This is a genomic window from Bremerella sp. JC817, assembly GCF_040718835.1.
In the GTDB taxonomy this organism is placed as follows: Bacteria; Planctomycetota; Planctomycetia; order Pirellulales; family Pirellulaceae; genus Bremerella.
Map to the genome: position 1 here is coordinate 107,031 of NZ_JBFEFG010000267.1, position 26,217 is coordinate 133,247.

General features: G+C 56.9%; 21 protein-coding genes. 12 read left to right on the plus strand and 9 right to left on the minus strand.

Annotated features, from left to right (window positions below):
- Nucleotide 1 precedes the first annotated feature (1 nt).
- The 6 genes from AB1L30_RS09165 to AB1L30_RS09190 all read right to left on the minus strand — a co-directional run bounded on the left by AB1L30_RS09165 (nt 2) and on the right by AB1L30_RS09190 (nt 9,225).
- Nucleotides 2-1,987 carry a BatA and WFA domain-containing protein gene (locus AB1L30_RS09165; RefSeq protein WP_367013117.1) on the minus strand — a complete coding sequence of 662 codons (1,986 nt, stop codon included), beginning with the start codon at nt 1,985-1,987 and terminating at the stop codon, nt 2-4.
- Nucleotides 1,984-2,886: a DUF58 domain-containing protein gene (locus tag AB1L30_RS09170; RefSeq protein ID WP_367013118.1), complete on the minus strand. Its 903-nt coding sequence runs from the start codon at nt 2,884-2,886 to the stop codon at nt 1,984-1,986. Before AB1L30_RS09170 ends, AB1L30_RS09165 begins: the two co-directional genes overlap by 4 nt.
- Nucleotides 2,887-2,929: 43 nt before the next feature.
- A complete protein-coding gene (locus AB1L30_RS09175; protein WP_367013119.1) occupies nt 2,930-3,958 on the minus strand; it encodes a MoxR family ATPase in 1,029 nt (342 codons plus the stop codon).
- Nucleotides 3,959-4,082: 124 nt separating this feature from the next.
- Nucleotides 4,083-7,175, minus strand: coding sequence for a VWA domain-containing protein (locus tag AB1L30_RS09180; RefSeq protein ID WP_367013120.1), 3,093 nt, complete (start codon nt 7,173-7,175; stop codon nt 4,083-4,085).
- Nucleotides 7,176-7,693: 518 nt separating this feature from the next.
- Entirely contained in the window at nt 7,694-8,266 is a 573-nt protein-coding gene (locus tag AB1L30_RS09185; RefSeq protein ID WP_367013121.1) for a 2OG-Fe(II) oxygenase, read from the minus strand.
- A gap of 83 nt (nt 8,267-8,349) precedes the next feature.
- Nucleotides 8,350-9,225, minus strand: a complete 876-nt coding sequence (locus AB1L30_RS09190; RefSeq protein WP_367013122.1) for an NHL repeat-containing protein — start codon at nt 9,223-9,225, stop codon at nt 8,350-8,352.
- A gap of 392 nt (nt 9,226-9,617) precedes the next feature.
- On the opposite strand from AB1L30_RS09190, the gene AB1L30_RS09195 reads away from it, so the two are divergent.
- From AB1L30_RS09195 to AB1L30_RS09205, 3 genes are all read left to right on the plus strand, one after another.
- Nucleotides 9,618-10,754, plus strand: coding sequence for an L-threonylcarbamoyladenylate synthase (locus AB1L30_RS09195; protein WP_345092171.1), 1,137 nt, complete (start codon nt 9,618-9,620; stop codon nt 10,752-10,754).
- 80 nt (nt 10,755-10,834) lie between these two features.
- Nucleotides 10,835-11,293 carry a ribose 5-phosphate isomerase B gene (gene rpiB / locus AB1L30_RS09200; RefSeq protein WP_367013123.1) on the plus strand — a complete coding sequence of 153 codons (459 nt, stop codon included), beginning with the start codon at nt 10,835-10,837 and terminating at the stop codon, nt 11,291-11,293.
- A 337-nt stretch (nt 11,294-11,630) separates the two neighbouring features.
- Entirely contained in the window at nt 11,631-12,200 is a 570-nt protein-coding gene (locus AB1L30_RS09205) for a hypothetical protein (RefSeq protein ID WP_367013124.1), read from the plus strand.
- A gap of 81 nt (nt 12,201-12,281) precedes the next feature.
- Here AB1L30_RS09205 and AB1L30_RS09210 read toward each other — a convergent pair whose 3' ends face one another.
- Nucleotides 12,282-12,971 carry a VTT domain-containing protein gene (locus AB1L30_RS09210; RefSeq protein WP_367013125.1) on the minus strand — a complete coding sequence of 230 codons (690 nt, stop codon included), beginning with the start codon at nt 12,969-12,971 and terminating at the stop codon, nt 12,282-12,284.
- 121 nt (nt 12,972-13,092) lie between these two features.
- On the opposite strand from AB1L30_RS09210, the gene AB1L30_RS09215 reads away from it, so the two are divergent.
- The 3 genes from AB1L30_RS09215 (at nt 13,093) to AB1L30_RS09225 (ending at nt 18,396) form a co-directional block, all read left to right on the plus strand.
- Nucleotides 13,093-13,737, plus strand: a complete 645-nt coding sequence (locus AB1L30_RS09215) for a hypothetical protein (RefSeq protein ID WP_367013126.1) — start codon at nt 13,093-13,095, stop codon at nt 13,735-13,737.
- A gap of 55 nt (nt 13,738-13,792) precedes the next feature.
- Entirely contained in the window at nt 13,793-15,535 is a 1,743-nt protein-coding gene (locus tag AB1L30_RS09220; protein ID WP_367013127.1) for a HEAT repeat domain-containing protein, read from the plus strand.
- A gap of 206 nt (nt 15,536-15,741) precedes the next feature.
- Nucleotides 15,742-18,396, plus strand: a complete 2,655-nt coding sequence (locus AB1L30_RS09225) for a hypothetical protein (protein WP_367013128.1) — start codon at nt 15,742-15,744, stop codon at nt 18,394-18,396.
- 88 nt (nt 18,397-18,484) lie between these two features.
- Here the strand turns inward: AB1L30_RS09225 and lipA are convergent, their stop codons facing one another.
- Both lipA and AB1L30_RS09235 read right to left on the minus strand, forming a co-directional pair.
- A complete protein-coding gene (gene lipA, locus AB1L30_RS09230) occupies nt 18,485-19,375 on the minus strand; it encodes a lipoyl synthase (RefSeq protein WP_345092427.1) in 891 nt (296 codons plus the stop codon).
- Nucleotides 19,376-19,382: 7 nt separating this feature from the next.
- Nucleotides 19,383-20,168 (minus strand): hypothetical protein, encoded by a 786-nt coding sequence (locus AB1L30_RS09235; RefSeq protein WP_367013129.1) that lies wholly within the window; start codon nt 20,166-20,168, stop codon nt 19,383-19,385.
- A 190-nt stretch (nt 20,169-20,358) separates the two neighbouring features.
- Between AB1L30_RS09235 and smpB the strand changes: the two genes are divergently transcribed.
- The 6 genes from smpB to AB1L30_RS09265 all read left to right on the plus strand — a co-directional run bounded on the left by smpB (nt 20,359) and on the right by AB1L30_RS09265 (nt 26,189).
- Entirely contained in the window at nt 20,359-20,850 is a 492-nt protein-coding gene (gene smpB, locus AB1L30_RS09240) for an SsrA-binding protein SmpB (protein ID WP_367013130.1), read from the plus strand.
- Nucleotides 20,851-21,054: 204 nt separating this feature from the next.
- Nucleotides 21,055-21,738: an ABC transporter ATP-binding protein gene (locus AB1L30_RS09245; protein WP_367013131.1), complete on the plus strand. Its 684-nt coding sequence runs from the start codon at nt 21,055-21,057 to the stop codon at nt 21,736-21,738.
- Nucleotides 21,735-23,168 carry an ABC transporter permease gene (locus AB1L30_RS09250; RefSeq protein WP_367013132.1) on the plus strand — a complete coding sequence of 478 codons (1,434 nt, stop codon included), beginning with the start codon at nt 21,735-21,737 and terminating at the stop codon, nt 23,166-23,168. Before AB1L30_RS09245 ends, AB1L30_RS09250 begins: the two co-directional genes overlap by 4 nt.
- 104 nt (nt 23,169-23,272) lie before the next feature.
- Nucleotides 23,273-24,790 (plus strand): hypothetical protein, encoded by a 1,518-nt coding sequence (locus tag AB1L30_RS09255; RefSeq protein ID WP_367013133.1) that lies wholly within the window; start codon nt 23,273-23,275, stop codon nt 24,788-24,790.
- A gap of 53 nt (nt 24,791-24,843) precedes the next feature.
- Nucleotides 24,844-25,521, plus strand: coding sequence for a DUF4190 domain-containing protein (locus tag AB1L30_RS09260; protein ID WP_367013134.1), 678 nt, complete (start codon nt 24,844-24,846; stop codon nt 25,519-25,521).
- Nucleotides 25,521-26,189: a DUF3299 domain-containing protein gene (locus AB1L30_RS09265; RefSeq protein ID WP_367013135.1), complete on the plus strand. Its 669-nt coding sequence runs from the start codon at nt 25,521-25,523 to the stop codon at nt 26,187-26,189. The genes AB1L30_RS09260 and AB1L30_RS09265 overlap by 1 nt, the downstream gene beginning before the upstream one ends.
- Nucleotides 26,190-26,217: the final 28 nt, after the last annotated feature.

A 26,217-nucleotide genomic window follows, 5' to 3' on the forward strand; every position in this document is an offset into this window, starting at 1 on the left:
ATTAAAGGTAGACGCGGCGGTTGTAGATGTACCATTCGATCAGCAGCACGATTAGCGCGAGCACTACCAGCCACTTCCAATACTCTTGCCGCATTGGCAGCCAGGTCTCTTGCCCTTGGATCGTTTCCCACTGGGTTTCGATTTCGAGCTTCGGCTGAATTTCGCTCTCTTCGGCGTCGAAGATGTTCACCGAGAAGTATCGCGAGACTTCGTCGGAATTCCCTTCGCGAACTTCGTAGGTGCCAAGTTGATCGGTCTCACCGAAGCTGAATAGGTTGTCGGCCGTTGGCACGATCGTTCGCACGCGGCCAGAGGGTGGGCGAATGTGAACTTCCGATGCGAAGCCACTGGAACGGAACGTGTAGTTCTCGCCTGGACGGATACTCATCTCGCCTTGGCCGCTACGGACTCCGCCGAGGTACTCGACCAGATTCTTGATGAAGACCGGGAAGCTAAGCCGTTTGGTCCACTCGGTATTGAAGAAGGTTTTGTCCTCTTCGGTGACTAGAAAGCTAAAACCGAGGACCGCGTCTTCGAAGCTTTTGCGAGGTGCGATCGTCATGAGGGCTCCCTGATCCGATTCGATCAGCACGGTCGCCCCTGGCGGGGCTTCGATCGGGTTTGCCTTGTAGATCGAAACATTTCCCAGGTTCACAAAGTTCATCACCGGATGACTCTGGGCGACGTCGATGACCTGCGGCAAGACCTGCTCTTCTTTGAAGACCCATTCGTCGACCGGAGGCTTACCGCCGAAGAAGACGGTATTCGCTTCCGGCATCACCTCTGGTGTGCAGTTATCGTAGACAATCAGGTCGAACCGACCACTGGCCGCCTCTTTTGGATAGTCCTCTCCTTGGAGGTATTCCGGCGAAACAATCTTCACGTCGGCGATCCGGCGAATTTCTCCGGTGGCCAGCGCAAATCGCAGGTAATCGTTTCCTTCCGAGACGATCAGCACCTGGGCTCGTTCCGGCGGGTTGATCGCGGCGTAGGCAATGTTGTCGGCTGGAAAGACATCGTCGTGTTCGATCTCTAAACGTAGCTGTCCGACATCGAGGCTTCCCAAATCGAACTGGGCCCCGCCGGTGCCATCGTCGGGATCGAGTGCGATGCGGGCAACGTCGAGCAGTTCGTTGTTGAAGTACAAGTTCGCGGTGACTTCGCTCGGCTCGGCCCCAAAGCGAGCGATCCGGCAGAAGACTTGCAATTGATCGTCTTTGTCCGGGTTACGCTGCGTGCTGAAGGCCAAAATGCCAACGTTGCTCGAGGTATCGGTTCCCAGCGGAATATAGACCGGCTGCAAATTGCCGAACGAGAAGTCGGTGATTGTCTGGAAGCGTCCGTCACTCAAGATGTACGCGGTTGCTGGTTTCGCCTCGGCAACCTGGATGTCCCCTTCTTCAAACGAAGACTGGCCAGGATTGGCAAGGCCGGAAGCGACCCGCAGTGCTTCGAGAATATCGGTTGTTCGCTCGGTCGCTTCGATCGAACGAACCTTGCTCGCCAGCACGCGCTGGTTGTCGGTAAATTGCTGAACGACGTTGGCCCGATCCGAAAACGTGACGACCATGCCGACGTCACCGCTGTCCATCTGGTCGATCATCTCCAATACTCTGGCCTTAGCTTCGTCCAGCCGCGACTGATCCCCCTCGGCGTCTTTGCTACCCATGCTGGCCGAGTTATCGATCAGAAAAACAAAGCGATCGCCAACCAGCTTCTGATCCCCTTCCATCCCGGGGCGAAGGACGGCCAGGATCAACAGCAGCACGAACAACAGCTGTAGAAGCAGCAGCAAACTTTGCCGCATCTTCTGCCACAAGCTGTTCACGTGCAGATCTTCAATCGTCCGGCTCCAAAGGAACGTGCTCGGCACTTCCAGCGGCTGACGTCGAAGCTTCAGGAAATAGAGGGCAATGATCGCCGGAGGCACCAACGCCAACAGTGTCCAGCCCAGCGGCCCCAAGGTATTGATAAACAAGCTGGTCATCGCAAGAGCCCTCGCTGCCGCATGTAATTGGAAACGAGGTGGCTTACCGGGATCTCGGTATTCGCCAGCATATAGGCCATACCACGCTTCGAGCAGAAGGTTCGTGCACCATCGACAAACGCATCAAGCGTTCGCTTGTAGCGGTCCAATAGTGGACGGCTGACTGTGATTTCGGCGATGTCGCCATCTTCGCAGTCGACCAGTTTCAAGTCGCCTTTAATCTGCTCGGCAGGATTCAACTCGACCGGGGCCAACGTTTGAATCACATAGACATCGATTTGCTGCGTCGACAGAAAACGCAGCGCGGGCTCGAAGCCTGCTTTGTCCATCAGGTCAGTTACCAGCACCAGGATACCTTTGCCTTGGTTTCGCAGACAGAAGTTCTTCGCACCTTCCAGCAGCGAAACGTTCTCGCCCGGTTCGATCCCATTCAGGTAGTCAAGCATTCGCCACACGCTCTGACGGCCTCGCAAAATCGGGCCTGGCTTGCGCAGCGATGTTCCCAAGGTTTCAATCCGCACCCGGTCGGTCCGGCACAAACCGACGAAACCGAGCGCTGCCGCCAACTGTTTGGCGTACGTCAGCTTGCTGGGCGTGCCGAATTCCATCGAAGTACTGGCATCGATCAGCGTATAGAAGTGCAGATCTTCCTCTTCCAGAAACATCTTGAGGAACATGCGATCGAGTCGGGCATACATGTTCCAGTCGATGAAGCGGAGATCGTCCCCGGCGACGTAAGGACGAAAGTCGGCGAACTCGACGCTGGTCCCTTTGCGTTTGCTCCGACGTTCCCCTTTCATTCGGCCACGAAAGATCTTCCGGCTGACCAGCTCCATGCGTTCGAGCTGTGTCAACAGTTCGGGAGAAAGGAGATCGGAAACGATGTTTGTTTTCGCCATCGACGCTTCTTACCTGACAAAGATTCAATCGGTGGGGAAACGTCTAGTTGGCCGGTGACGCGAGCACGGCGTCGTCCGCCTTTTCAGGCACCTTCTCCAGCAGCTCCAGCAGCACGTGATCGGTATCGAGTCCTTCGGCTTGGGCCTCGAAGTTCAAGACCACACGGTGACGCATCGCCGGCAGAAACACGCGGCGGACGTCTTCGTAGCTGACGTTGTAGCGGCCATCGAGCAGGGCTCGAACCTTGGCGGTCAGTGCCAACGTCTGGGCACCACGCGGGCTGGAACCCCAACGCAGATATTGATTGGTAATGGGCAGTGCGAGCGGACCTTCGGGATGGGTCGCCAATGTCAGTCGGACGATATAGTCCTGAACGTGCTTCGCCAGAATCACTTCGCGAATGACCTGCTGCCACTTCAAGATCTCGGAACCATCCATCACCTTCTCGGCTTCGACCTTGGTACCCTTGGTGGTGCGATCGATGATCGTTCCCAACTCGGAAGCGGTCGAATACCCGACGACCAGCTTGAACAAAAAGCGGTCGAGCTGTGCTTCCGGCAGCGGGTAGGTACCCTCTTGTTCAATCGGGTTTTGCGTCGCCAGAACGAAGAACGGCTTGTCGAGCACGTAACGATGGCCACCCACCGTCACGCATCCTTCCTGCATCGTTTCGAGCATGGCGGACTGCGTCTTGGGCGTGGCACGATTGATTTCGTCCGCCAGGCAGATCTGCGTGAAGATCGGTCCCTTCTGGAACTCGAACACGCGTTTGCCTTCCGGGGTTTCCATCACCATGTTGGTGCCCAGGATGTCGGCCGGCATCAAGTCAGGCGTGTACTGAATGCGGTTGAAGTTGAGATCGAGGGCCTGGGAAAGGGTCCGAATCAGCAACGTCTTACCAAGACCAGGCACCCCTTCCAACAAGCAGTGACCGCCAACGAACAAGCAAGTGAGCACTCCATGGACGATATCGTCGTGACCAACGATCACCTTTTGGATTTGGTCTTTAACGGCGTGATAACGACTACGAAATTCGTCGGCTTGCTGCTGCATCGATTCAGCGACACTCATGCGATTTCCTTGCTGCGACTTTTTCTCGGGTGTGATTCGGGTAGTGATCTCTCAAGGAGCTGGCAGCGAGCTGCGTCCTAGTCCATCGTAATTCAAAAATCAGATTCGTTGTCGAGTCTGGCGACTACGTTCCTTCATTTTCATCGCCACTGCCACCGGTTCGCTTGCGAGCCTGCTTCTTGGCCTTCAACAATCGGGAGGTGTACGAATCTTCTTCGGGTGTTTCGCTCATCGACTGGGCCTTCTTGGGGGGCCCTTGGCTGGTTGGCGTTTTGGCGGCAAGTTCTTCGTCGACCGCGGAAGGCCCATTGGTCTGGTCGAGCCCCACTTCAAACCGCGACGTCGCCTTGCGGTCGTCGTAGTCGGCGGTGGCTCGCTCTTTGATCATCCGGAGCCGTTCCATCCGGTCTTCTTCCCCTTCCGTTTCCGGGGCACCGAAAATCTTGGCATGCATCCATCGATACGAATGTCCAACCCATTCGGTTCCGATCGTGACGCGGCGGACGAATACATCCTCGAAGAAAACCAGTCCGCACAAAACCAGCAAAATGGGCCATATATGCTGACTGCTGATCGCCTTAGGAAGGGTATGCCGAAACGTATCGACGGCAAGTAGTTCTTCGACGCGGCCAATCGCGAAATCGCCATCAATCACCGTACCTGCCTCGCCGCCAGTTGGTGTCAGCGATGCCAGTCCTTCGACCAAGGCCGAGTTCAGCCGTTGCTGACGAAACTCCGCCGAATAGGGGACATTCGCCCCGGTACGAATCGGTGCTCCGCCGGTACTGGGTAAGATCGACAAAAAGTAACTTCCCGAACTGTCCGCAGGAAACTCTCCGACATAACGCCCTGAGGCAACCTGTTCGAGCTGGAAGTCTTTCGATTCCATCTCCGGATCGATCGCGGTTCCAGAGAACTTCAGGAAGTTCAAATATTGATCGTCTTCGTCGGTCGCGGTAACCACCACGCGAACCATGCCATCCTTCACTTCACTGGCGACGGTGTAGTTACTTTGGCTGTCGGTCGGACGCATCGAGTAGCGGACCAATTGGGTGAAGAACTTGTCGTACCCTTCCCAGGCGGTCCACTTGTTCGCCCAGCGTTTGCCGGCGTCGGTGGTCAGCACGCCGGTGCGGCCGACCCCATAGGTCCATGTTGCCAGCAGCGTCGCGTTCTCGGGATGCTCTGGTGGAACCGGGGCCACCATTCCAACATCGACCAGGGCATTCTCTTTGAGCGTCGTCATGACGTAGCCATCGAACGACGGAAACCCGTCGATCCCTTCCAGCACTTCATGCGGGTAGGTAATCGGCAGCATGCCAGGGCTGTCTTTGATCAGCGGCTGAGCAATGCGCCGGGCCTCTCGCTGATAGATACGTGGCAACGCTTTCGGATCGGTCACCGCATAGTATTTCCCACCGGTCTGAGCCGCCAATTGCCGCAGCGGCGTACTGCCGGCCGGGCCATGGGTACCGATGGCCACCGTCGTAATTTTGACGCCGGACTGGATGAAGGCTCGGACGGTCTGTGGATTGGGTGGCGAAGGATCACCGTCGCTGATCACGATCATGTGCCGAATCGAAACATTCGCTCCGCGGGCATCGATCGCGTTGAAGCCCGCCAACGACATCCGCATCGCCGGATCAAACTGTGGCATATCGCCTGGAGTCATGCGGTTCAGCTTGGCAACCATCTGGTTACGATTTGGTCCGACCGGAAGCAAGCCATCCGGTACGCCCCACATCCACTGATCGGTTCCGCTCCAATGGATTAGTCCGCAGTAGTCTTGCGGGCCTAATGCCTTCAGCGCTTCCCGGGCCACCACTTTCTGCCAGTAATTCCCTTGGGCCAGCTCCGAGGCGTGCATCATCATCACCAGGGCACCGACCGGCACCACCTTGGCGTCTTTGATGTTGAAATCGACGGGCATCGCCTTTTCCAACTCGGTATTCGACCAGCCGCCCGCCCCAAACGAACGAGGCCCGCCAATCATCAGCAAACCGCAGCCCATCTGCTGCGTGTTTCGCACCAACATTTCAATTTGCTGATCGCTGAAACTGGAGATATCGCCCGCTCCGCCTCCGCTCGCGCGTGGCACGTCCGCCATGATCACGCAGTCGTATCGCTGCAGTTCGGCCAGCGAGGTAAACAGCCCGTTGCTGGGCATCGTTTCGACATTTATTTTATTGGCCCGGAGTCGTTCGATCAGAAAATCGAAGTCGCCGACGTTCTCCCAGTCTTCGATAACCAGCACGCTTCCTTCGCCGCGTACATGAGCGAAAGCGGTCGCCACGTTATTCTGGACCATCGAATCGTCGAGCCGGTCGTCCGGTACAAAGCGGGCTTCGTAGGTGTAAAAATCAGGCTCGTCGATCGAGTGCTCGAAGGTCAGCACCTTCTTGCCCGGCTCAAGCTCCATAGGCTGTTCGATCAGCACGTCTTCGCGTTTGCCATGCTTTCGCACGACAATCACTTTGCCTTTGACCTTGCCATCATCTTCAGGGGTGGCTTCGGTCATGTTGTTCAATACGACGTTTACCTGAACCGGCTGACCTTTGCGAATATCGCTGGGCAAGGTGATCTTCTCGACCGCAACTTCAGCCCGGCTCGAAAGCGCCACCGGGACGACATCAATCCCGATACCGTTTTCAGAAAGCTGCCGGGCAATGTTTTGCGAATCGCCAAGGGTCTCGTTGCCGTCGGTGACCACCACAATTCGCTTGGCGGTATCCTCCGAGAATGAGGCTTGCGCCAGTTTCAAGGCACTTTCCAGATTGGTTGCATCGGAACGTACCTGCATCATCGCTTCCAGCCGGCCCTGCTGGATCGGCAGCGAATCGCCGTACGGAGGAACTTCGATGGCGGCTTCTCGGCCAAAGACCACCACGCCAGCGCGATCGCCACGCGCGGCGTTGCGATGCTCGACGACATCCTTCACCACGTACTGCACCATGGCGGCACGCTTATCACGCGGGATGCTCTCGGACTGATCGAGCACGTAGATAACCGTGACCCGTTCGCTGGTATGGCGCAGCTGGATCTCGGCGAGGCAGAAAACCAATAGCACGAAGACTAACGAGCGCAAACCCAACGCAAAGAATCGACGCACACGCCCCAGGCCCGAGATACTGCGGAAGCTGAAGTACCACAGCAATGGGAGGCCCGCCAACAGCAGCAAGTACCACGGCTTGTTGAACGCGACATCGACGCCAAACATGTGGAGGTTAGTCTCCGGTCGGGGGTTGGTCTCTGAGACGAGAAGACATGCGAAAAGACTATTTTCCGCCTGCCGTTACGAGAAGTCCTTACATGGTAACGGTTTTGAAGTGGCATGCCCATATTTTCGAACACGAGAATCTGAAAATCACCGCACCCCCAATCGCGTAACGCCGCCACTCCCTAAAGGAATCACACTTCCCACCGGCAACAAGACCGGCCGATCTTTCTGAAACGTGCCGAAACCAACGCTATTGGCGGCGTTAGAACTCGTTTGTCGAAATTGAAGAACTTCGACCAAATTTAGGTAACACGTTTCACCCGCGTTTTCTCGGCTATAGTGGGGATAGCGCAATATCGTACAGACTCACATTGCCGCATCAAGAGACCAGGGACTCGCCGACCTTCCCTGGCATCCGCTTAAAAGGGGATGAGTCCAATTTTGTGCCTGGCACGAAAACGCGAGTCGCCTTAACTCGCGAGATGAGATGGACTCATCCCCTTTTTCTTTTCCCCGCCCTAAACATTCTCGAGCAGCGTACTGCGATACATCACATCGCTCCGCAAAACATACTTCGTTCCGGACTCGATCACCTCGCCTTCGTGAAGCTGCGGATGGTGAAAGAACAAAGCCGATCCGGTACGTGGCACAACGCGAAAGGTTTCAGGCTTGAAGAACCGCGTGGCGCCCCCTGCAAAGTCGTCGTTCAGATAAACGAGGAACGTGAAGTCGCTCTTCTCGGTTTCGCTGCGACGATATCGGCCGTCGAAGTGGGGTGCGAATGCTTGACCGGGATCGTATTTGTAGAACCGCAGCCGTTCGTTGAGCCCGATCGCAGTTCGTCCCCGCCAAGGATCGATTGCCCACGACTTGGCCGCTTGCCAAAGTTGGTCGGCCAGTTCGGGTCGGTCGATCATGACACGAAGGTTGTTGCGGACATCTTTCCGGATCTCGACGCCTTCCGAAGTTGTGATCGGCGCATCAACGAAGCCTTCCGTTTCCGCCATCGCAATGTACTGCGCGCACTGATCCGGGGTCAGAAAGTCGTGGACAACATAAACGTAGTCGTAATACAACGACTCGCGGTGCATCTTTCGGTCTCCTTGGTTTGCTTGGGGGAACATTCCCCATGCGAGAGACCTTCGCGGCGAACGAGAGGTTCGCCTGACTCGCGTTAGAGTCGAATCCGCTGGACTCGATGATTCTCGGAATCGATCACATGAATGCGGCTGTAGCGGTCCAGAATCAAGGCCCACGGACTGTTCAGTTGGCCGGGGTCATGCCCGGACGAGCCCCATGTCCCGAGCGAATTTCCATCGAGATCAAACTTCTGCACCCGGTGATTACTGTATTCAACCACGTACAAATGTCCTTCCCCGTCAAGAACAAGATCGTAGGGATATCCCAGTTCGCCAGGCTCGGTGCCATGTACGCCCCAGATTTTGATCAACTTGGCCTCGTCGCCGGTCGCGTCGAAGACCTGGATTCGGTGATTACAGGCATCGGCGACCCAAACATGGTCATGCTCGTCGATGACCATGTTCTGAGGCCGGATAAACTGCCCTGGTTCGCTTCCATGGCCACCCCACTGGAAAAGAAAGTTCCCTTCCGGATCGAACTTCTGCACGCGATCGTGCTGGCCATACTCCGAGATGTAGTAGTTTCCCTGGGAGTCTTGAACCGCCTCGGTGACGAACCCAAACTCGCCTGGTTGCGAGCCTTCGACACCCCCAATAGTTTGCTCGTCGAGCCGCTTGCCATCGGGCGTGTAAACCAGCATGCGGTTGTAATGGGTATCAGCTACCAACAAGTTGCCATCGTTGTCGAAGGATAGCCCTGAGGGGCGTCCCTTGTAGAATTCAGGGATCTGCCACGATCGCTGAAACTTGCCATCGAGGTCGAAGACCTGAATCCGGGCTGTCATGTCGACGATGTAAAGTTCGTCGTCCGGGCTAATCGCGACGGCCCTCGGCTTTTCAAATAAACCGTCTGAAACGCCTCGTCGGCCCCAGACGACTTCCGGTTCGGTGGATGGCCCAGCGGCGGGCATGCAGCCTGCCAACCCAGGCAGTCCCAGCACGGCGCACCAGATTAGCGACCGGAAAGCGAGAAACCCGGAGGAGTCAGGGGCAAAGAATATCACGGTACAGTATGTTTAAGGGTAGATCGACTTGGGAAACGACTTGTGAGGCGATCCCCCCATTTCGTATAGTAACCTCTTTGAAAATAATAACTTCTGCGAACGCCTCGCGGAAACAGTTTTCAGTTTCTAAGGTTCAGTTTTCAGCAGAGAGAGGAAACATCCCTCGCTCGTGTGCCGATTTATAGGATCTAAGGGGACTGATTTAGCCTCGACGATCTTTTCTCGGAATGAAATCGGAATAGATAAACAAGTACTGAAAACAGCTTTTAGACACCTGAAGACCATCCTGGAACCGGTTCGTGCCCGCCAAAGTTATCGAAGTCAAAACCGCTGATGATCGCCGAGATGTCGTCCATCGTGCCGTTCAGGCCTTGGTCGAGGGCGAAATCGTGGCATTTCCGACCGAAACCGTCTATGGGCTGGCCGTTTCCGCACTGAATCCACAAGCGGTACATGATCTGCGGCATGCCAAGGGTCGCCCCGAAACCAACCCGTTCAGCCTTTGTGTCCCTGGTGCCGACACGCTATGGGACTATGTGCCCAACGCGACGCCCCTGATGGCACGATTAACGCGACGCTGTTGGCCAGGTCCCGTGACGCTGGTGATGCCTTGCGATGAAGGCTCGGTCGTGTCGCAGTTTTCGCCTGAGGTACAGCAAGCCGTATCACCCAGTGGATTTGTCGGGCTTCGCGTTCCGGCACACGATTTGATCTCGGAAGTGATGCATTTCCTGCCGGGACCGCTCGCTTTGACCAGTGCAAATCTGTCGGGCACACCCGACGCGATTCACGGAAAAGAGGTCGTGGAAGCCCTTGGTGATCGGGTAGGATTGATTTTGGACGATGGAAAGTGCCGGTACGGGCAACCTTCCAGCGTCGTCAAAGTGGAAGGCAACCACTTCCAGATGTTACGTCAAGGTGTCGTTTCGGAGAGTGTTTTGAATCACCTTAGCAGCTACTTTGTCCTATTCGTTTGCACCGGCAATACGTGCCGCAGCCCGATGGCGGAAGTCATCATGCAGAAACACCTGGCGGATAAGGTCGGAACCACCATCGATCAGCTCGATCAGAAAGGTATTCTGGTCGCTTCGGCTGGGATTGCCGCCTATCCTGGCGGACGTGCGGCCCCAGAAGCGATCCATATCCTTTCCGAGCGAAGCCTCGACCTGGCTCCGCATGCCAGCCAACCGCTGAGCGATCGCCTTGTGGAACAGGCCGATTTGATCCTGACAATGACTGCTGGCCATCGCGATGCGATTTTGGCCCGCTGGCCTGATGCTCGAGATCGCGTGCAAACGCTAAGCTGCGATGGTCGAGACATTGCCGATCCGATTGGCGGCTCGGAAGACGTATATCGACAGTGCCTGGAACAGATCGAATCGGAGATCAAACTCCGCGTAAAAGATCTGGACCTGGACAGCCTTCTGCCCTCCTAGTCTTTTCCTGCCAACGTCCACGGTCGTACCTCCTGCGGCCGCAAACGGTGGTTTTTATCGCATGTCAGAATGTGACGAACATGAAAATCGCAATCGGAAGTGATCATCGTGGCTACGAGGTCAAAGCGAAGATCATCGAGCTCCTGAAGAGACTGGGGCACGAGGCGGTCGACTGCGGAGCCCACGATTGCAACAGCATCGACTATCCCGATATTGCCACCGCCGTCAGCGAAAAGATTGTCGACGGCGCCGTCGATCGAGGCATTCTGATCTGTGGATCGGGCATCGGAATGGCGATCACCGCCAACAAATTCCCTGGCGTCCGAGCCGCGACCTGTCACGATGATCTGACCGCCGAGATGAGCCGCCGCCACAATAACGTGAACGTCATGTGCCTCTCGGCCGACTTATTGGGGGAACGGCTGATCGACCGCATGGTCGAACTGTGGATCACGACCGAATTTGAAAAAGGCCGCCACCAGCGACGGGTCGACAAAATTACCGACGTTGAGCGTCGTTTCTGCAAAGACAGCGAATAAATCGCCGTTGATTCTTAAAAAGCGCAGGACCTACAGGGCGGATGCATCTTCGGTGCATCGCCCTTCTTGCTTTATTTATTCCGCCAATTCCTAGCTTGATTTTTGGGCTATGTGGTCCGCTTGCGCCGATTATCTCCAAAATTCCCGGCAAGCTTTTCCGTTTGTAACGGTCGCAATCGCTTCTGGCCTATTTCTACATTTTTTCTACCGGTCAGACGCAGCTCAAAATCTTGAAGCGAGATCGATTGTTGATAGAGTCATTTAAACAGTCATCGGAAACGCACGTTGCGTTTTAACAACGCCGTGCTTCGCGTCTTTTTCGGAAAGTTAGCCAGCAGTGGTCAGGTTTCGTCGCCCCCATCCCGAGGACGTAGAACAGCTACTCTTAAACGCCAAGCTGCGTGACGAGTTAGAGCCGTTCTTCGACGAATCGATGAAGATTCTCGACAGCGGTCGCGTACCCATTCGCGTCGAAAACGAGTTTCTGAGTGCGATTCTCGCCTGGGAACGTGCCCCTGTACTGCCGATCTCGCAGTGGTTCAGCCCGAGCCTCGCTCCTCCCCGAGCCGATCAACTCTCGGCGGATGAACTGCACGAAGTCCTCTGGGACATGATCGACAAGCTCGCCTCGCGTCGCATCTACCTCGATTTCACCGATCACCTGAGCGACGCCCAACTGTATCGCCTGGTGGTGCGAGACATCCTGCCCTCGCAAGAGAAGATGGTCGACCTGACGAGCCATTGCATCTACTTCAACTGTGCTGAGCCGGATGGCGACCCAGAAACCTGGCTTCGCTATTACGCTTCGGAAGAAGAACGCCAAGGTTGGCTGGAAGAAACCGGCGAACCATTGCCGCCTGTCGAAAGCTCGCCTTTCCCTCGCAAATTGCCTGGCGAATCGCGTTAATTAGACCAAAAGCGAAAGCGGATTTCATCGCGTGCTGCTTGCAGCATCGGGGCATGGTGAAATCCGCTTCGCTTTTTCTTGCTAAACCACTTCCTCGGTTCGCTGCGACTGCAACCAACGCCGGGCGAAGAAGGTAAGCAGTAAAGGCAGGCCAGCCGAGATGGCCAGCGCGATCACCAGCCATTCCTGTTCCGCGGCAACCTGGCCGAAGGCAGCATAGGCGACCGAGATGCCGGCGTTAGCCAGAAGGACCGGCGGCCAGAATTTACGCCACGAAAGCCCCTGGACACCTAGGAGGACGACGGCGGCCTCGGCCAGGATGGGCAGAGCACGGGTCACGACCAAAGTGACCACTCCCCAGTCATTCGCAAATTTCTGGAGGTTTCGGACGTCTTCTTCTGCCATCCAACGCCTTTGCAGTGCCGGCCCCGCCAATTTAGCGAGGCCAAACCCAAACGCGGCCCCCACGGTCAGGCCGGCAAAGCAGACCGCGCCGCCGGCAAGCAGGCCTAACTTGGCTCCAGCGAGGGTGTTTACCAGGCTTGAAGGGACCGGAAGGAACACGTCAAGAGACAATAGCAGGAACAGCACGATCGCCATAAGTCCTGGACTGGCATGGGTTTCCTCCCATGCGGCGGCGGCCTGTTCGATATCGTGCCCCCAGATCACGAAGGGGACGATCGGAATGGCCAAAGCCACTGCAATCAAAACGAAAACCTTCAGGAATGTCGGCATCGCTTTACCGGCGGATTCGTCTGTTTTTCTTGGCATCCGATTTCTGACTTAACTATCATTTTTACTGGGGTAGGATTACCAAAGTATAAATACATTCCCACGAAACCAAGGTTCCGATGGGGTTTCCTTACAGCTTCCTGCAACGATGGAAAGAGTCATGGTCTCAAGATCACTTCTAGCGGCCCTTGTAATGCCGCTACTCGCCAGTTCCTGCTATGCACAATGGGGCGGTCCTTGGGGTGGCTACAGCTACCACGCTTCGACTGCTGAAGAAGGCTACCAGCGTGGTTTGGCCGACGTGATTCGTTCGCAGGGTATGTACAACCTCGAAACGTCGCGTGCCAACATCAACCAGCAGGAAGCGAACGCGGCGTACATCGAAAACCGCAACCGCGCCCAGGAAGTCTGGTTCGACATGCGTCGCCGCAACGATGCCTTCCGCGCTGAACAAGCGGGCCCGAAGGTTACCAGTGAGCAGATCTTCCGCATCAACGCTCAGCGTGCTCCGAAGCGTCTGAACGATGACCAGATCGATCCGGTCACCGGCGAACTGCACTGGCCGTTAATTTTGACCTCGATGGTTTACGACCCTTACCGCAAAGCAATCGACTCTGGATTCCAGAAGCGTTCGCAGAAGGGGTCGTTCTCGACTTACGAGTCGCACCAGGAAGTCGTCAAAGCTGTCGACACGATGTACGACGAGCTGAAGAAGCGGATTCGTGATTACGAACCGCAGCAGTACATCGACGCCAATCGCTTCATGGAAGCCTTGTCGTACGACGTCCGGTTCCCATCCAGCTAGTTGGGCCGACGTATTTGATCCTGACACCTTTGACTTGCAACACAACCTCTTCTCTATGAATACGAAACTGGAGACGGCGATGAGTGCCCGTTTGATGTTTTTGTGTGCCGCGATGCTCTTCTGCGGTACCCTATCTGCGGCCGAAACCGACACGCAGCAGTTGGTGGCCGACCTGAAGGCAGGTGGCGATAAAGCCTATGCCGCCGCTGACGACCTTGCCGACGCCCCTGCCGCAGAAGCAATTCCCGCCCTGACAGCCGCCCTCGATAGCGACGACGAAGAACTGCAGCGTCGTGCTGCTCGTGCGATCGCCCAGTTCGGCAAAGAAGCCAGCAGCGCTACGCCTGTGCTGGTCAAACTGCTCGACAGTCCACTGCCAAAAGTGCGTGCCTACGCCGCTTATGCCATCGGTAAGATCGACACCGGAAGCAACAAAGTCGTTCCGCAACTGATCAAGCTGATCACCGACGAAGACGCCATGGTTCGCCATGAAGCATTGGAAGCGATGCTTGAGATGGACGTCGATCCAAACGTCTCGCTGCCGATCCTGGTCAAAGTTCTGGAAAATGCCGAACCAGCGATGGTTCTGCCAGTGCTGACCGAAATGGCCGAGAAGGGCGAAAAGGCTCTGCCTCGCTTGAAGATGGCGTTGAAGAATCCAAAGGCCGCCTACTGGGCCTGTCTGGTCGCTGCCGAAATGGGCAAGACCGCGGCTCCTGTCGTTCCGGAACTGGCTGCGGTTCTCGATAACGCAGACGCCGAAACCCGTATGCATGCTTTGATCGCCCTCGGCGAGATCGGTCCTGAATCCAAGCCGGCCCTGGATCGCGTGATCAAGACGCTCGATAGCGATCCGGTTCCAGCTGTGAAGTACTCGGCTGCCTTCGCCCTGGCCGCGATGGAAGACCAGAAAGCTTCGGACGCTCTGCAAAAGGCTGCGGAAGGGGAAGACGCGTTTCTGACCCTGATGAGCTACTACGCTCTGGCCAAGCTGCATCCTGAAGACAAGCAGAAGATGGCAACCGCCGCGACCTTCCTGGTCGAAGCGATGAAGAACGAAAACCCGAACGTTCGTGCCGCAGCCGCTCGCTGCCTGGCGAACCTGGGTGCTCCATCGTCGGTCGTTCAGCCGATCATCGCGGATGCTCTCAACGATGCCGATCCTCGCGTGGTGGTCAACATCACCGATGCTATCGTGAAGATGGGTCCACAGATCCTGCCCAAGGTCGCCAAGGGCCTGCAGGACGAAAAGATGCGTTGGGTCTCGGTGACGATCATTCGTCGCTGGGGTGAAGCTGCTCCAGAAGCAGTCGCTCCGCTGGCCGAAGCATTGACCGCTTCCGATGATCCTCAGTTCCAAGCCGAACTGCTGATGACCCTGGGTGCGATCGGCGAGAAGTCGGCTGGTGCCCTGGAAGCGATCACGCCATTCCTGAAATCGGATTCGCGAACGCTGCAGTTGGACGCGTTGTATGCCCTGGGTCGCATCGGCAACGGTGCTGTCTCGGCCAAGGCAGACGTGATGCCACTGCTGACCAGCGAAGATGGCTTCACCGAGTTCGCTGCCGCCTGGTCGCTGGCTCACATTGCTCCAGAAGACGAAGACGTCGCTACCAAGGCGATTCCGGTTTTGGTCAAGCATCTGAACGACACCACGCAGGACTACATTCCTAGCGAAGCCGCTCAGGCCCTGGCCATGTTCGGCGTGAAGGCCAAGTCGGCTCTGCCTCAGCTGAAAGCTGCTGCAGACGCGGGCAACGAAGCCGCCGCCGAAGCAATCAAGGCGATCTCGAAGTAACGCTTCGACTCGCATAGCAACACATAAAGGCCACTCTGTTTGGGGTGGCCTTTGTTTTTGCTAGCAGGTTTGGCTGTCGGCAAACGCGCATCCTGACTTGAACTGATCTTTTACCGAAACCGGGATTTTGCTAGTAATTTCCGAGCCGACACTATTTTCTTGAGAATGGATGCCAGAAAGAGTTTCGCATGTTAGGCAAGGATGCCATGAAAAACATTTACCTGCGTTTGGCCGTGATTGGTGGAGTGGTTGCTTTGGGCGCCACCGCAATCGGACAATCGATGATGGCATCGCGTGGTTCCGCCGATCCAGAACCGATCGAAATCTCGCAAATTCCACCGGGCGAGCCAACGCAAGTTGCGTCCTCTTCGTTCCCGCAATCGCAGGTCGTTCTCGCTTCGAACGATACGCCTGCCGAACCGGAATCCGCGAAGCCCGCTGCGTCGGACCCACCAGTCCAGCCGGCAGTCCCGACGCCTGCCTCGCGATTCCGCTTCTCCGATTCGGGCGAAGCCGCGACTCCGGTTTCCACGGGAAACCCAGCTGCAGGCAGCACCACGACGGTCGGTGGTGACAACTCGCCTCCGAGCCGCTTTAGTCGCTTCCCGGCACCACCAACGGCTACCGATTCCGAAACTGCTGGAACATCGAATCCTGCGGCACCTCCTGCTGGCGGCAATCGATTCAGCATCGGCGACAGTTCTCCAGAGCCCACCTCGGCGAATCCTGCCGCCGGTGCTGCTCCAAGCATGCCACCTCGCCCGCAAAGCTTTGCCTCGGATGCCGAGCCGACGCCCGCCGCTCCAGGCGGTATTCCGGCTCCTCCGGTTCGCTTCCAGATGAGCGATAACTCGGCCATCGGTCAGGCCGCGGAACAAATCAAAGAAACCGCCAACGGCATCGCTGCCGACGCCAATGCCGCCACCTCGGAAGCCTCCGCCGCCATCCAAGGTGCCGTCGATAGTGCAAACTCGCGGTTCTCGTCGATGGCTGGTTCGGCCAGCAATGCCCTTCGCGAACAAGCCGAAGCGGTCGGCAACGCGGTGAACTCGCATCTGCCGCCTCCCAATCCCATGACGTCTGGTTTCAGCGCAACGGCCACTCCCACGCCGGCTGCGGTCCCTCAGCCAAGCGTGCCTGGATATGCTTCGCCTGAATCTTCGATGCCATCCCCGCCGCCAGCCGGTCGCTTCTCGGCAAACGATGTGGCAGACTCGAATCCGGCAGCAGCGAACCCATCCGCTCCTTCCACGCCACAGCCAAGTGTGATTGGTTCGGCTCCTCCCGCATCGTTCAGCCAGACTCGCGGCTTTTCGGCGACGCCTGCTCCCCCTGCAAGCATGCCAGAAGACCCGCGTCCGACCTATCAGCCCGAAGCCCAGCCACAGCCTCGCTTCGGTGGCGAACAGCCAACCGCGATTGCCTCGCGTGCACCAGTGGGTGCTCCGACCGGCATGCTTGTTTCGGCTCGCCCTGGCGATTCGCATCTGGAAGGTGACCAGCAACCAAGCATCCGCCTGGAGAAGGTCGCTCCTCCGGAAGTTCAAGTGGGCAAAGTCGCCACGTTTGAACTGCACGTCGAGAACAACGGCCAGGTCGAAGCCTCGAACGTCATGATTCGTGACATGGTCCCATCCGGTACCAAGCTGGTTTCCAGCAGCCCTCAAGCCCAGCAGGGTAGCGATGGCAGCCTGACCTGGGACCTGGGCACCCTTCGTCCACAGCAGCGTCAGACGATCAAGCTCGAGATTCTTCCGCTGGAAGAAGGCAACATCGGTAGTGTCGCCAGCGTTTCGTTCGCCGCCAAGGCATCGGCTCGCTCGATCGTGACTCGCCCGAAGCTGACGATCTCGCAGTCGAGTGCCGCCACCGTTCTGGCCGGCAACCAACTCGGCATCACCATCACGATCGCCAACCCAGGCACCGGAGCCGCTACCGGCGTCGTCCTGGAAGAAAATGTCCCAGGCAACTTCACCCATCCTGCCGGGAAAGAACTCGAATTTGAAGTTGGCACTCTGAAGCCTGGCGAATCGCGTCAGCTTGATCTGGTGCTGAACGCCGTCGCGGCCGGCCAGGTGCAGAACATGCTCCGAGCACGTGCCGATGGCAACCTGACCGCCGAACATGCCCTTCCGCTGGAAGTGGTCGCTCCGAAGCTTCAGGTCGCCATGACCGGCCCGAAACTGCGTTACCTCGAACGCCCAGCCAAGTACACCGTTTCGATCAGCAACCCGGGTACCGCGCCAGCTCACGAGATCGACTTGGTTACGTACCTGCCGAAGGGTTTGAAGTTTGTCGAAGCCAACAACGCCGGCCAATACGATGCCACGCGTCACGCTGTCTTCTGGAGTCTTCAGGAACTGCCTCCTTCGCAGACCGGCACCGTTGAACTGGTTGCCCTGCCGATCGAACCAGGTGATCAGCGTCTGCGTGTCGAAGGCTCGGCGAACAAGGGCCTGACGGCCGAAGACGAATCGACGATTCATGTCGAAGGCCTCGCCGCGATCTTCTTCGAGGTCGCCGACCAGGCCGACCCGATCGAAGTGGGCAAAGACACCACCTACGACATCAAGGTCGTCAATCAAGGCTCGAAGGAAGCGACCAATGTTCAGGTCACCGCCACCCTGCCACAAGGCATGCGAGCGATGGCTGCCGATGGCGAAGTGCCTGGTTCGCTGCAAGGTAACCAGATCATCTTCCAGCCGATCGCCCGCCTCGATCCTAAGCAGACCATTCGCTTGAGTATCCAGGCCCAAGGCACCATGCCAGGCGATCAGCGAATTCGGGTTCAGGTCCGCACCGACGGCATTCCAGACCCGATCACTAAGGAAGAAAGCACCACGGTTTATACCGACCGCTAAGCTTCCCTGGGCTGGTTCAAGAAACGAAAAAGGCTACACGCATCGTGGAGCCTTTTTTTGTGTTCTGCTTACGGATTTTAGCTTGAGCTTAGAAGCTTTCGGCCATGTCGCGAGCGTGGTAGCTACTGCGAACGAACGGGCCGCTGGCGACTTTGACGAAGCCCATCTGCTTGGCCTGTTCGCCCAGTTCGACGAACTCTTCCGGTCGAAGGTATCGCACGACCGGCAGGTACTTCTTTTGGTCGGGCTGCAGATATTGTCCCAAAGTCAGGAAATCAACGTTCGCTTCACGCAGATCTGCCAAAGTGTCCAGTAACTCTTCGCGGGTTTCGCCGAGCCCGAGCATGAGACCACTCTTGGTCTTCGTTTCCGGAGCAATCTCCTTCACCCGCTTCAGCAGTTCGAGCGTCCAACTGTATTCGGACTTCGGACCACGCACTCGGCGATAGAGCCGCGGCACGGTTTCAGTGTTGTGATTGAACACTTCCGGCTTCGCGGCCAGCACGCGTTCCAAGGCTTCCTTCGACTCGATGAAGTCAGGGGTCAGCACTTCGATCGTGGCGCCGGTTCGTTCACGAACAGCTTCGATGCAGCGGTAGTAATGATCCGCGCCACCATCTGGCAGATCGTCACGCGTGACCGATGTGATCACCACGTGCTTCAGTCCCAAACGGAAGGCAGCTTCTGCCAAACGTTCTGGTTCGTCGTCCGACAAAGCCTGTGGAGCCCCACGAGAAACCGAGCAAAAGCTGCATGCGCGGGTGCAGATGGCGCCCAAGATCATGAAGGTCGCCGTTTGCTGCGAATAGCACTCCATACGATTGGGGCACTTCGCTTCCTCGCAAACCGTTTCCAGACCCAACTCTTTCATCAAGTTGGTGGTCTTGTGGCCTGGATCTCCCTTGGGGATGTTCCGCTTCAGCCAGCGGGGAAGTCGTCGGCCTGAATCAGGCGACGGAATATCAGAGGAATCGACGATCGGAAGCTCAACTGGCTGCTTGGCGGGTTCGATCACGTGTTTGCTTGACTACTTCAGAGAACAGAGGATGGCCCGAGTGCCACATCGAGTTGGCAGTCTCGAACCGGTGCGCCAAATGGTACGCCACACTGCGGGCGAACTCCCTTATTGTAGGGCACGACTCTGTTTCTTCCAGGAGACTGCTCATAGTGGCATGATCTCCGGGTGAGGCAAGCTCTGCCGGATTGGCCTCAACGCCCACCTGACTGAGGGGCGAGCAGGTCACATTCAGGAAGGCTCCGTGGCTGGTGATCCAATTCTGTACCGCCACACCGATCGCGGCCAGCATGCCACTGCGTCCCCATAGACCGAAACGGCCAGGACGCTTATAGCTGGGAACCTCGTACTCGCGAACCGTGTCCAGCAAACCGTTCTGCAGACGTTGCAGATAATCGCCGACCGACCAGCCGTAGTACTTCAGAGGGACGATTGGGTAAATCGCTAATTGTCCGGGCGTATGTGCCACGCAGGCACCACCACGACCGATCCAGCGCAGCTCCATCCTGCGACGACGCATCTCTTGCGTGGTCAAGCGGATATGTCGCCGCGAACCGGCACGGCCTATACTGATGAGCGGTGGGTGTTCGCACAGCAGACAGGTAATATGACCATCGTCGCGCCCGCCTGCTTCGTAAACCAGACGTTTTTGGAAGGAGACACACTCATCGAAATCGACCATTCCCATGTAATGGAAGTCGATTTGCTGAGGTCGTGGCCGAATAGGATCGGAAGACTGAAATTCAAATATTTCCACGCGATCGATATACCTGAAAGTCGTCGTTGCGAGGTCTTCGTTGGAGGGGGGGAGATTAGCAGGAGGTCCCATTTCCTCCTAGGTCGAAGTTAAGAAAAACTCCCTCCACATGCTGGCATTGCCATTCGTCTCAGGCCCACCCGCAGGAAGCCTTGGGGACTGACAGAATCTCATCGAGAAAGCAACCAAAGTGGCTAAGAAGTCAAAAGCTGCCAAAAAAGAAGAAAACAAGAACGAGAAAACGATCGGCGAGAACCGGAAGGCTCGCCACGAATATCAGATTCTTGAGCACCTGGAATGTGGCATTCAACTGACCGGCAGCGAAGTGAAAAGCCTCCGCGATGGCAAACTGCAGTTGGCCGAATCTTTCGCGCACGTCGTCAACGGTGAAGTCTTCCTGGTGAACTGCGAGATTTCGCCTTACTCGAACTCCAGCGAGTTTCTGAATCACGAGGCCCGTCGCAAGCGCAAGCTGCTGCTGCACAAGCGTGAAATCGCCAAGTTCGCCGCCAAGAGCGAAGAGAAAGGGCTCACGCTGGTCCCGCTGAAGATGTACTTCAAAGAAGGCCGAGCCAAGGTGCTGCTGGGGATCGGTCGCGGTCGCCAGATGCACGACAAACGCGAAAAGCTGAAGAAAGATGTCGCCAAACGCGATATCGATCGGGCCCTGAAACGCGGTTAACCCTCCCATGTTTGGGGACAGATGGCCCGAACCAATCGCTAGCACTAGTCGTAACATGTTTAGCGATTAGGATCTTAACGCAAATATGCGAATTAACCGCAGACGCAACTCATTTGCAAATAGGGGTTGGCGCCGAGCTTGGCCCATATTTCAATAGATGCTCGCGAAGTTCGCTTTGTCTCTCCTCATGCCTACCAAGTGGCCATGCTTAAAATCACGAACCTGAAGAAGTCGTTCCGCAGCCCCGATGGCGGGCGGATGCCGATTTTGGATGTTCCCCAGTTTAATGTCGCCGCCGCCGAGCAGATGGTGATCGTTGGCCGCAGCGGCTGTGGCAAGTCGACGCTGTTGCACCTGATCGCCGGGATCGGCCGGCCAGACTCGGGCGACATCAACGTTAACGGCCTGAATATCTCTCGCCTGTCCGAAGAAGGCCGCGATCGCTTCCGTGCGGAAGTGATGGGATACGTCTTCCAGACCTTTAACTTGCTGCAGGCATTCACGGCATTCGAGAACGTGGTCCTAGGCATGTCGTTCTCGAAAGGTCGTGTCGACCGCGAGCGAGCCAAAGAACTGCTCAAGCGAGTCGGTCTTTCGCATCGCCTGAACGCCTATCCCCGGACGATGAGCGTTGGGGAACAGCAGCGGGTGGCGGTCGCCCGGGCATTGGCCAATCGCCCGAAGCTGCTTCTGGCGGACGAACCAACCGCGAACGTCGATCCCGCGAACCAACAGTCGATCGTCGACTTGATCCGTGAAACCTGCCAGGAAGAAGAGATCGCCCTGGTGATGGTGACGCACGCGATGGAAGTCGCCGAGCAATTCCAGCGAGTCGAACCTTTGGAGAAACTGAATCTGGTGGCCCAGGCACGAAAGGCACACGCATGAGCATCTTTCAAATTGCCTGGCGAAGCGTTCGCCAACGTGCCCTTGCGTCCGGTTTGACCTCGTTCTCGATGGGGCTGGGAGTGCTGCTGGTGACGGCCGTGCTGCTGGTGCATGGGATGGTCTCGAAGTCGTTCACCGACATCAAAGACCTGGGCTACAACATGATTGCTGGGGCCAAAGGCGGGAAGCTGCAGTTGGTGCTGAACACCACCTTCTACCTCAGCGAGCCGGTCGAGAACATTCCGTACACGTTCTATCAAGAGTTCCTCACCAAGGCCGAGCAGGAAAAAGAGCTCGCGTTAATGGCGCCAGAAAAGCGTGGCGACCTGAAAGATGGCACCTACGCCAAGAACACCGAGTTCGCTATTCCGGTCTGCCTGGGTGACTACTACAAAAACTACCGGGTCGTCGGAACCCTGCCCAAGTTCTTTGAAGACTTCAAAGCGGACAACGGTACCGATCCTCGCTACACCTTCCGCGAGGGCCGCAACTTCAAGGCCTGGGACGAAGAGCATGGTTATTACGAAGCGGTCGTTGGCTTCGTGGTCGCCAAGCAAACGGGTCTAAAAATTGGTGACAAGATCGCCGCCTCGCACGGGGGCGATCCGAACGACGTGCATACCGATTCGCCATTCACGATTGTTGGCATCCTGGATCCTTCCGGCACCCCGAACGATCGGGCCGTGTTCATCAACATGGAAGGCTTCTATCTGATGTCCGGCCATGCCAAGGTGGAAGAAAACGAGAAGGTGGGTGCTGAGATCGGTGGATCGGCCGTCAAACGTCGCCAGCCACTGCCAATCAAGCAGCGGGAAGTGACCGCCGTGCTCGTCCGCACTTCCGATCCGTTCTCGCCGATCATCATCAAGAACCGGGTCAACGAAGGAAATGTCGCTCAAATCGTAATGCCGGTGATGGAGATTACCAGCCTGTTCGAGTTAATCGTTACGCCAATCCAGACCCTTCTTTTGGTAATTACGGTCCTGATCTGCATTGTCTCCGGGATTTCCATCCTGGTGAGCATCTACAACTCGATGAACGACCGCAAACGCGAGATCGCCGTCATGCGAGCCTTGGGGGCCCGTCGCACGACGGTGATGGGGATTGTGCTGACCGAATCGATCATCCTGTCTGTAGGAGGAGGTATTTTAGGCTGGATGGGCGCTCATATCCTGTTGGCATGTGCCAGCCCAACCATCGAGGCCCAAACCGGGGTCCAGATTGGGCTGTTCGATACGGCTCCGCTCCCAAGATGGCTTGAAGTAGAAGTGCCAGCAGCAATAATAGAAAACGACTGGATTGGCCCCTTTTTCAGTCTAGAGTTGCTGATTGTCCCCTCCCTGATCCTGTTGGCAGTGCTGGTCGGGTTCCTTCCGGCTTATACCGCGTATCGAACTGACGTCGCGGAAGCCCTGAGTTCGTCTCCTTAAGGGCGAATCGCACGGGGACCAATCGACCCTGGGGGCAACCACGATCACCGCCCCTGGGTGATTCCGTTCTCGCCTTTTGTCTCGAACTGAAGAGAAGTGTTCTTATGCTCACGCGGCTGATGATTCTTGGCGGAGCGTTGCTTGCGACTTCCGCTCTGCTGACGTCCGTACTGGCGTGTCCTTTCTGTGCAGCGGTCTCGCAAACGTTCTCGCAGGAAATCGAATCGATGGACGCGGCGGTCATCGCCACCCTGGTCGAAGCTCCAGAACCTTCGGCCGACGGAGCCGGCGTGGAGGCAACCTTCGAGATCAAGCAGATCATCAAAGGTAAGGACCTGCTGAAAGACACCAAGTCGATCAAATCGCTCTACTATGGCGAAGGCCGCAAGGGTCGCGACTTCCTGATCCTGGGTACCGAACCTGAAAACATGATGTGGTCGACGCCGACCCTGCTGACCGAACGGGGCGTCAAATACATCAACGATGTCGTCAAGCTGCCAGCGACCGGTAACGACCGGTATGTCTTCTTCCAAGATTACCTGGAAGACGAAGACGAAATGCTCGCTCGCGACGCCTACGACGAGTTCGCGAACGCTCCTTACAGTGCCCTGCACGATCTCAAGCCAAAGATGAAACACGATCAGTTGGTGAAGTGGCTGAAGACGCCAGATATCGCCGCCAACCGTCGCCGCTTGTATTTCACCATGCTGGGTGTCTGCGGATCGAAAGACGATCTGAAGTTGCTCGAAACAATGCTGGAAAGCCCGGAACGTACCGACAAGGCTGGACTCGACGCGATGATCGGCTGCTATTTGACCTTGGCCGGTGCCGACGGTTTGCCAACCATCGAAAAGCTGTACCTCGCCAACAAGGAAGCCGAATACGCGGACACCTATGCAGCGATCATGGCTCTCCGATTCCATGGCACCGAAACCGACATCATTCCGAAGGAACGTCTGCTCGAATCGCTGCAGTTGATGCTCGATCGCCCTTCGCTGGCCGACCTGGTGATCGCCGACTTCGCCCGTTGGGAAGACTGGTCGGTGATGGACAAGCTGGTCAAGCTGTTCAAAGAAGCCAATGAAGAAACCAGTTGGGTTCGTGTTCCGGTCATTCGCTACTTGATGGCTTGCCCGAAGCCAGAAGCGAAGGAGTACCTGATCCAACTGGAGAAGATCGATCCCGATGCGATGAAGCGTGCACAGACCTTCTTCCCGTTCCAATCTCAGGCCGTGCCAACGCGTGCCGATGGCGAGAAGATGGCAGCCGCCGAGAAGCTGCTCGCGATGGCTGATGTCGACGACAATCAACTTCCTCCGGAAGAGGAAACCGAAGCGAAAGCCGACGTGGCGCCGGTCGCCGCGGAGGTTGCTTCGACCAAAGGTGGCCAGGAAACCGCGATGGCCAAGCACACCGTTACCCGTGACGAACCTTCCGGCGACGGTGATCGCGCCTTGGCAGCTGCGATTAACGGCAACCCGAACGCGAACGATTCGACGGTTCAAACCGTAGGAATCTTGCAGCGTATTCAATCGACTGCGATTCCATTGGTTATGACATTTGCGTTAATGCTCGCCATCTCGGGCATCCTGTGGAACCCCGCTAACAAAACCTCGCTATAAAAGCGGGACATTCGTTCCGTTCTCCTCTTCTGCGAACTGTTTTGAACCCAACCATGAGTATCGAAACCGAATCCCAAGCCGCTTTTTCCGGTGACGTCGATCCAGCCATCTACGAACAATACCGTTCGGTGAGTTCGCTGGCCGTGACTTCGTTATTGCTCAGCGTGATCAGCCTGGTGATGCTATTGGCGATCGTCCTGGCTCCCGTCGCCATCGCCGGGATTGTGCTGGGGTTCTGTGCGGTCTCGGCCATTCGGAAGAACCGCGAAACGCTCACCGGCAGCCGGATGGCAATCGCAGGCATCGTGATCTCGACCTTCGCTTTGGTGGCGGGTACCAGTCGTTATGTTTACGACGAATACCTCAGCCTGCCCGAAGGATACGAAGTCGTTGCTTTCGGTCTGCTGCAAGGGCAACCAGATCAACCGGTGCCAGACTCGGCCTTGGCTCTCGACGGCAAACAGGTTCTGCTGCGTGGGTATATTTACCCGCACGCTCAGAAGACCGGGCTGACTCGATTTGTGATGGTTCCTGACTTTGATACCTGCTGCTTTGGTGGCCAACCGAAACTGACCGACATGGTCGAAGTTCGCCTGGCCGATCCTTTGACGGTTGATTTTTCCTTCAGTCGACGGAAGATTGGAGGCACGCTACGGGTCCATCCCGATCTGAAGAAGATCGAGGACCTGACCGGCGTCTTTTATGAATTGGAAGCTGACTACGTCGATTGATGTCTCCCACCTCCCAACCGCTCGCCCTCGTTTGCTGTTTGATCCTGCTTGCCGCTGGTTCGTGGGGCTGCCGCCCTACCGTTAGCCCTGGCAATCCCAATTCAACCAGCCCGGTCGCTCTGTCGAACACCACTTTGCCAGAAGAGGCGGAACCTTCTGCGGATGTCACCGCCGCAGCTTCAACCGACAACCAGGCAAAGTCCGACGATCCTCGGCCTGAGGCAGCCGAGCCGGCGAAGACTCCTTCGCGAGATCCTGCCGCGCCGAAACGAGAACGCCCGACTCCCAAGCCGCAGCCTGGCAAGACGCTCGATCTGACCTTCGACGATATCAAGTTCGACATCGAACCGGATGCTAAATTCGAACGCGAAATGCTTCCCCAGGCGATCGAAGACCTGGGAGGCCAGAAGATTCGCATCGGTGGCTACATGCTGCCTGCGTTCCAGCAGCGTGACATCAAGCAGTTCGTGCTCGTCCGCGACAACATGGAATGCTGCTTCGGTCCTGGGGCCGCTCTTTACGACTGCATTCTGGTCGATATGGATGGCCGAGGCGTCGACTACACCGTCCTGCCGGTAACGGTCGAAGGGACGTTCACGGTCAAAGAGTATGTCGCCGACGGCCGACACATGGCCATCTATCATCTGCAAGGTGTGGGTGTTCGCTAACACCTGTCCGCATTCCTCCCGAAGAGTC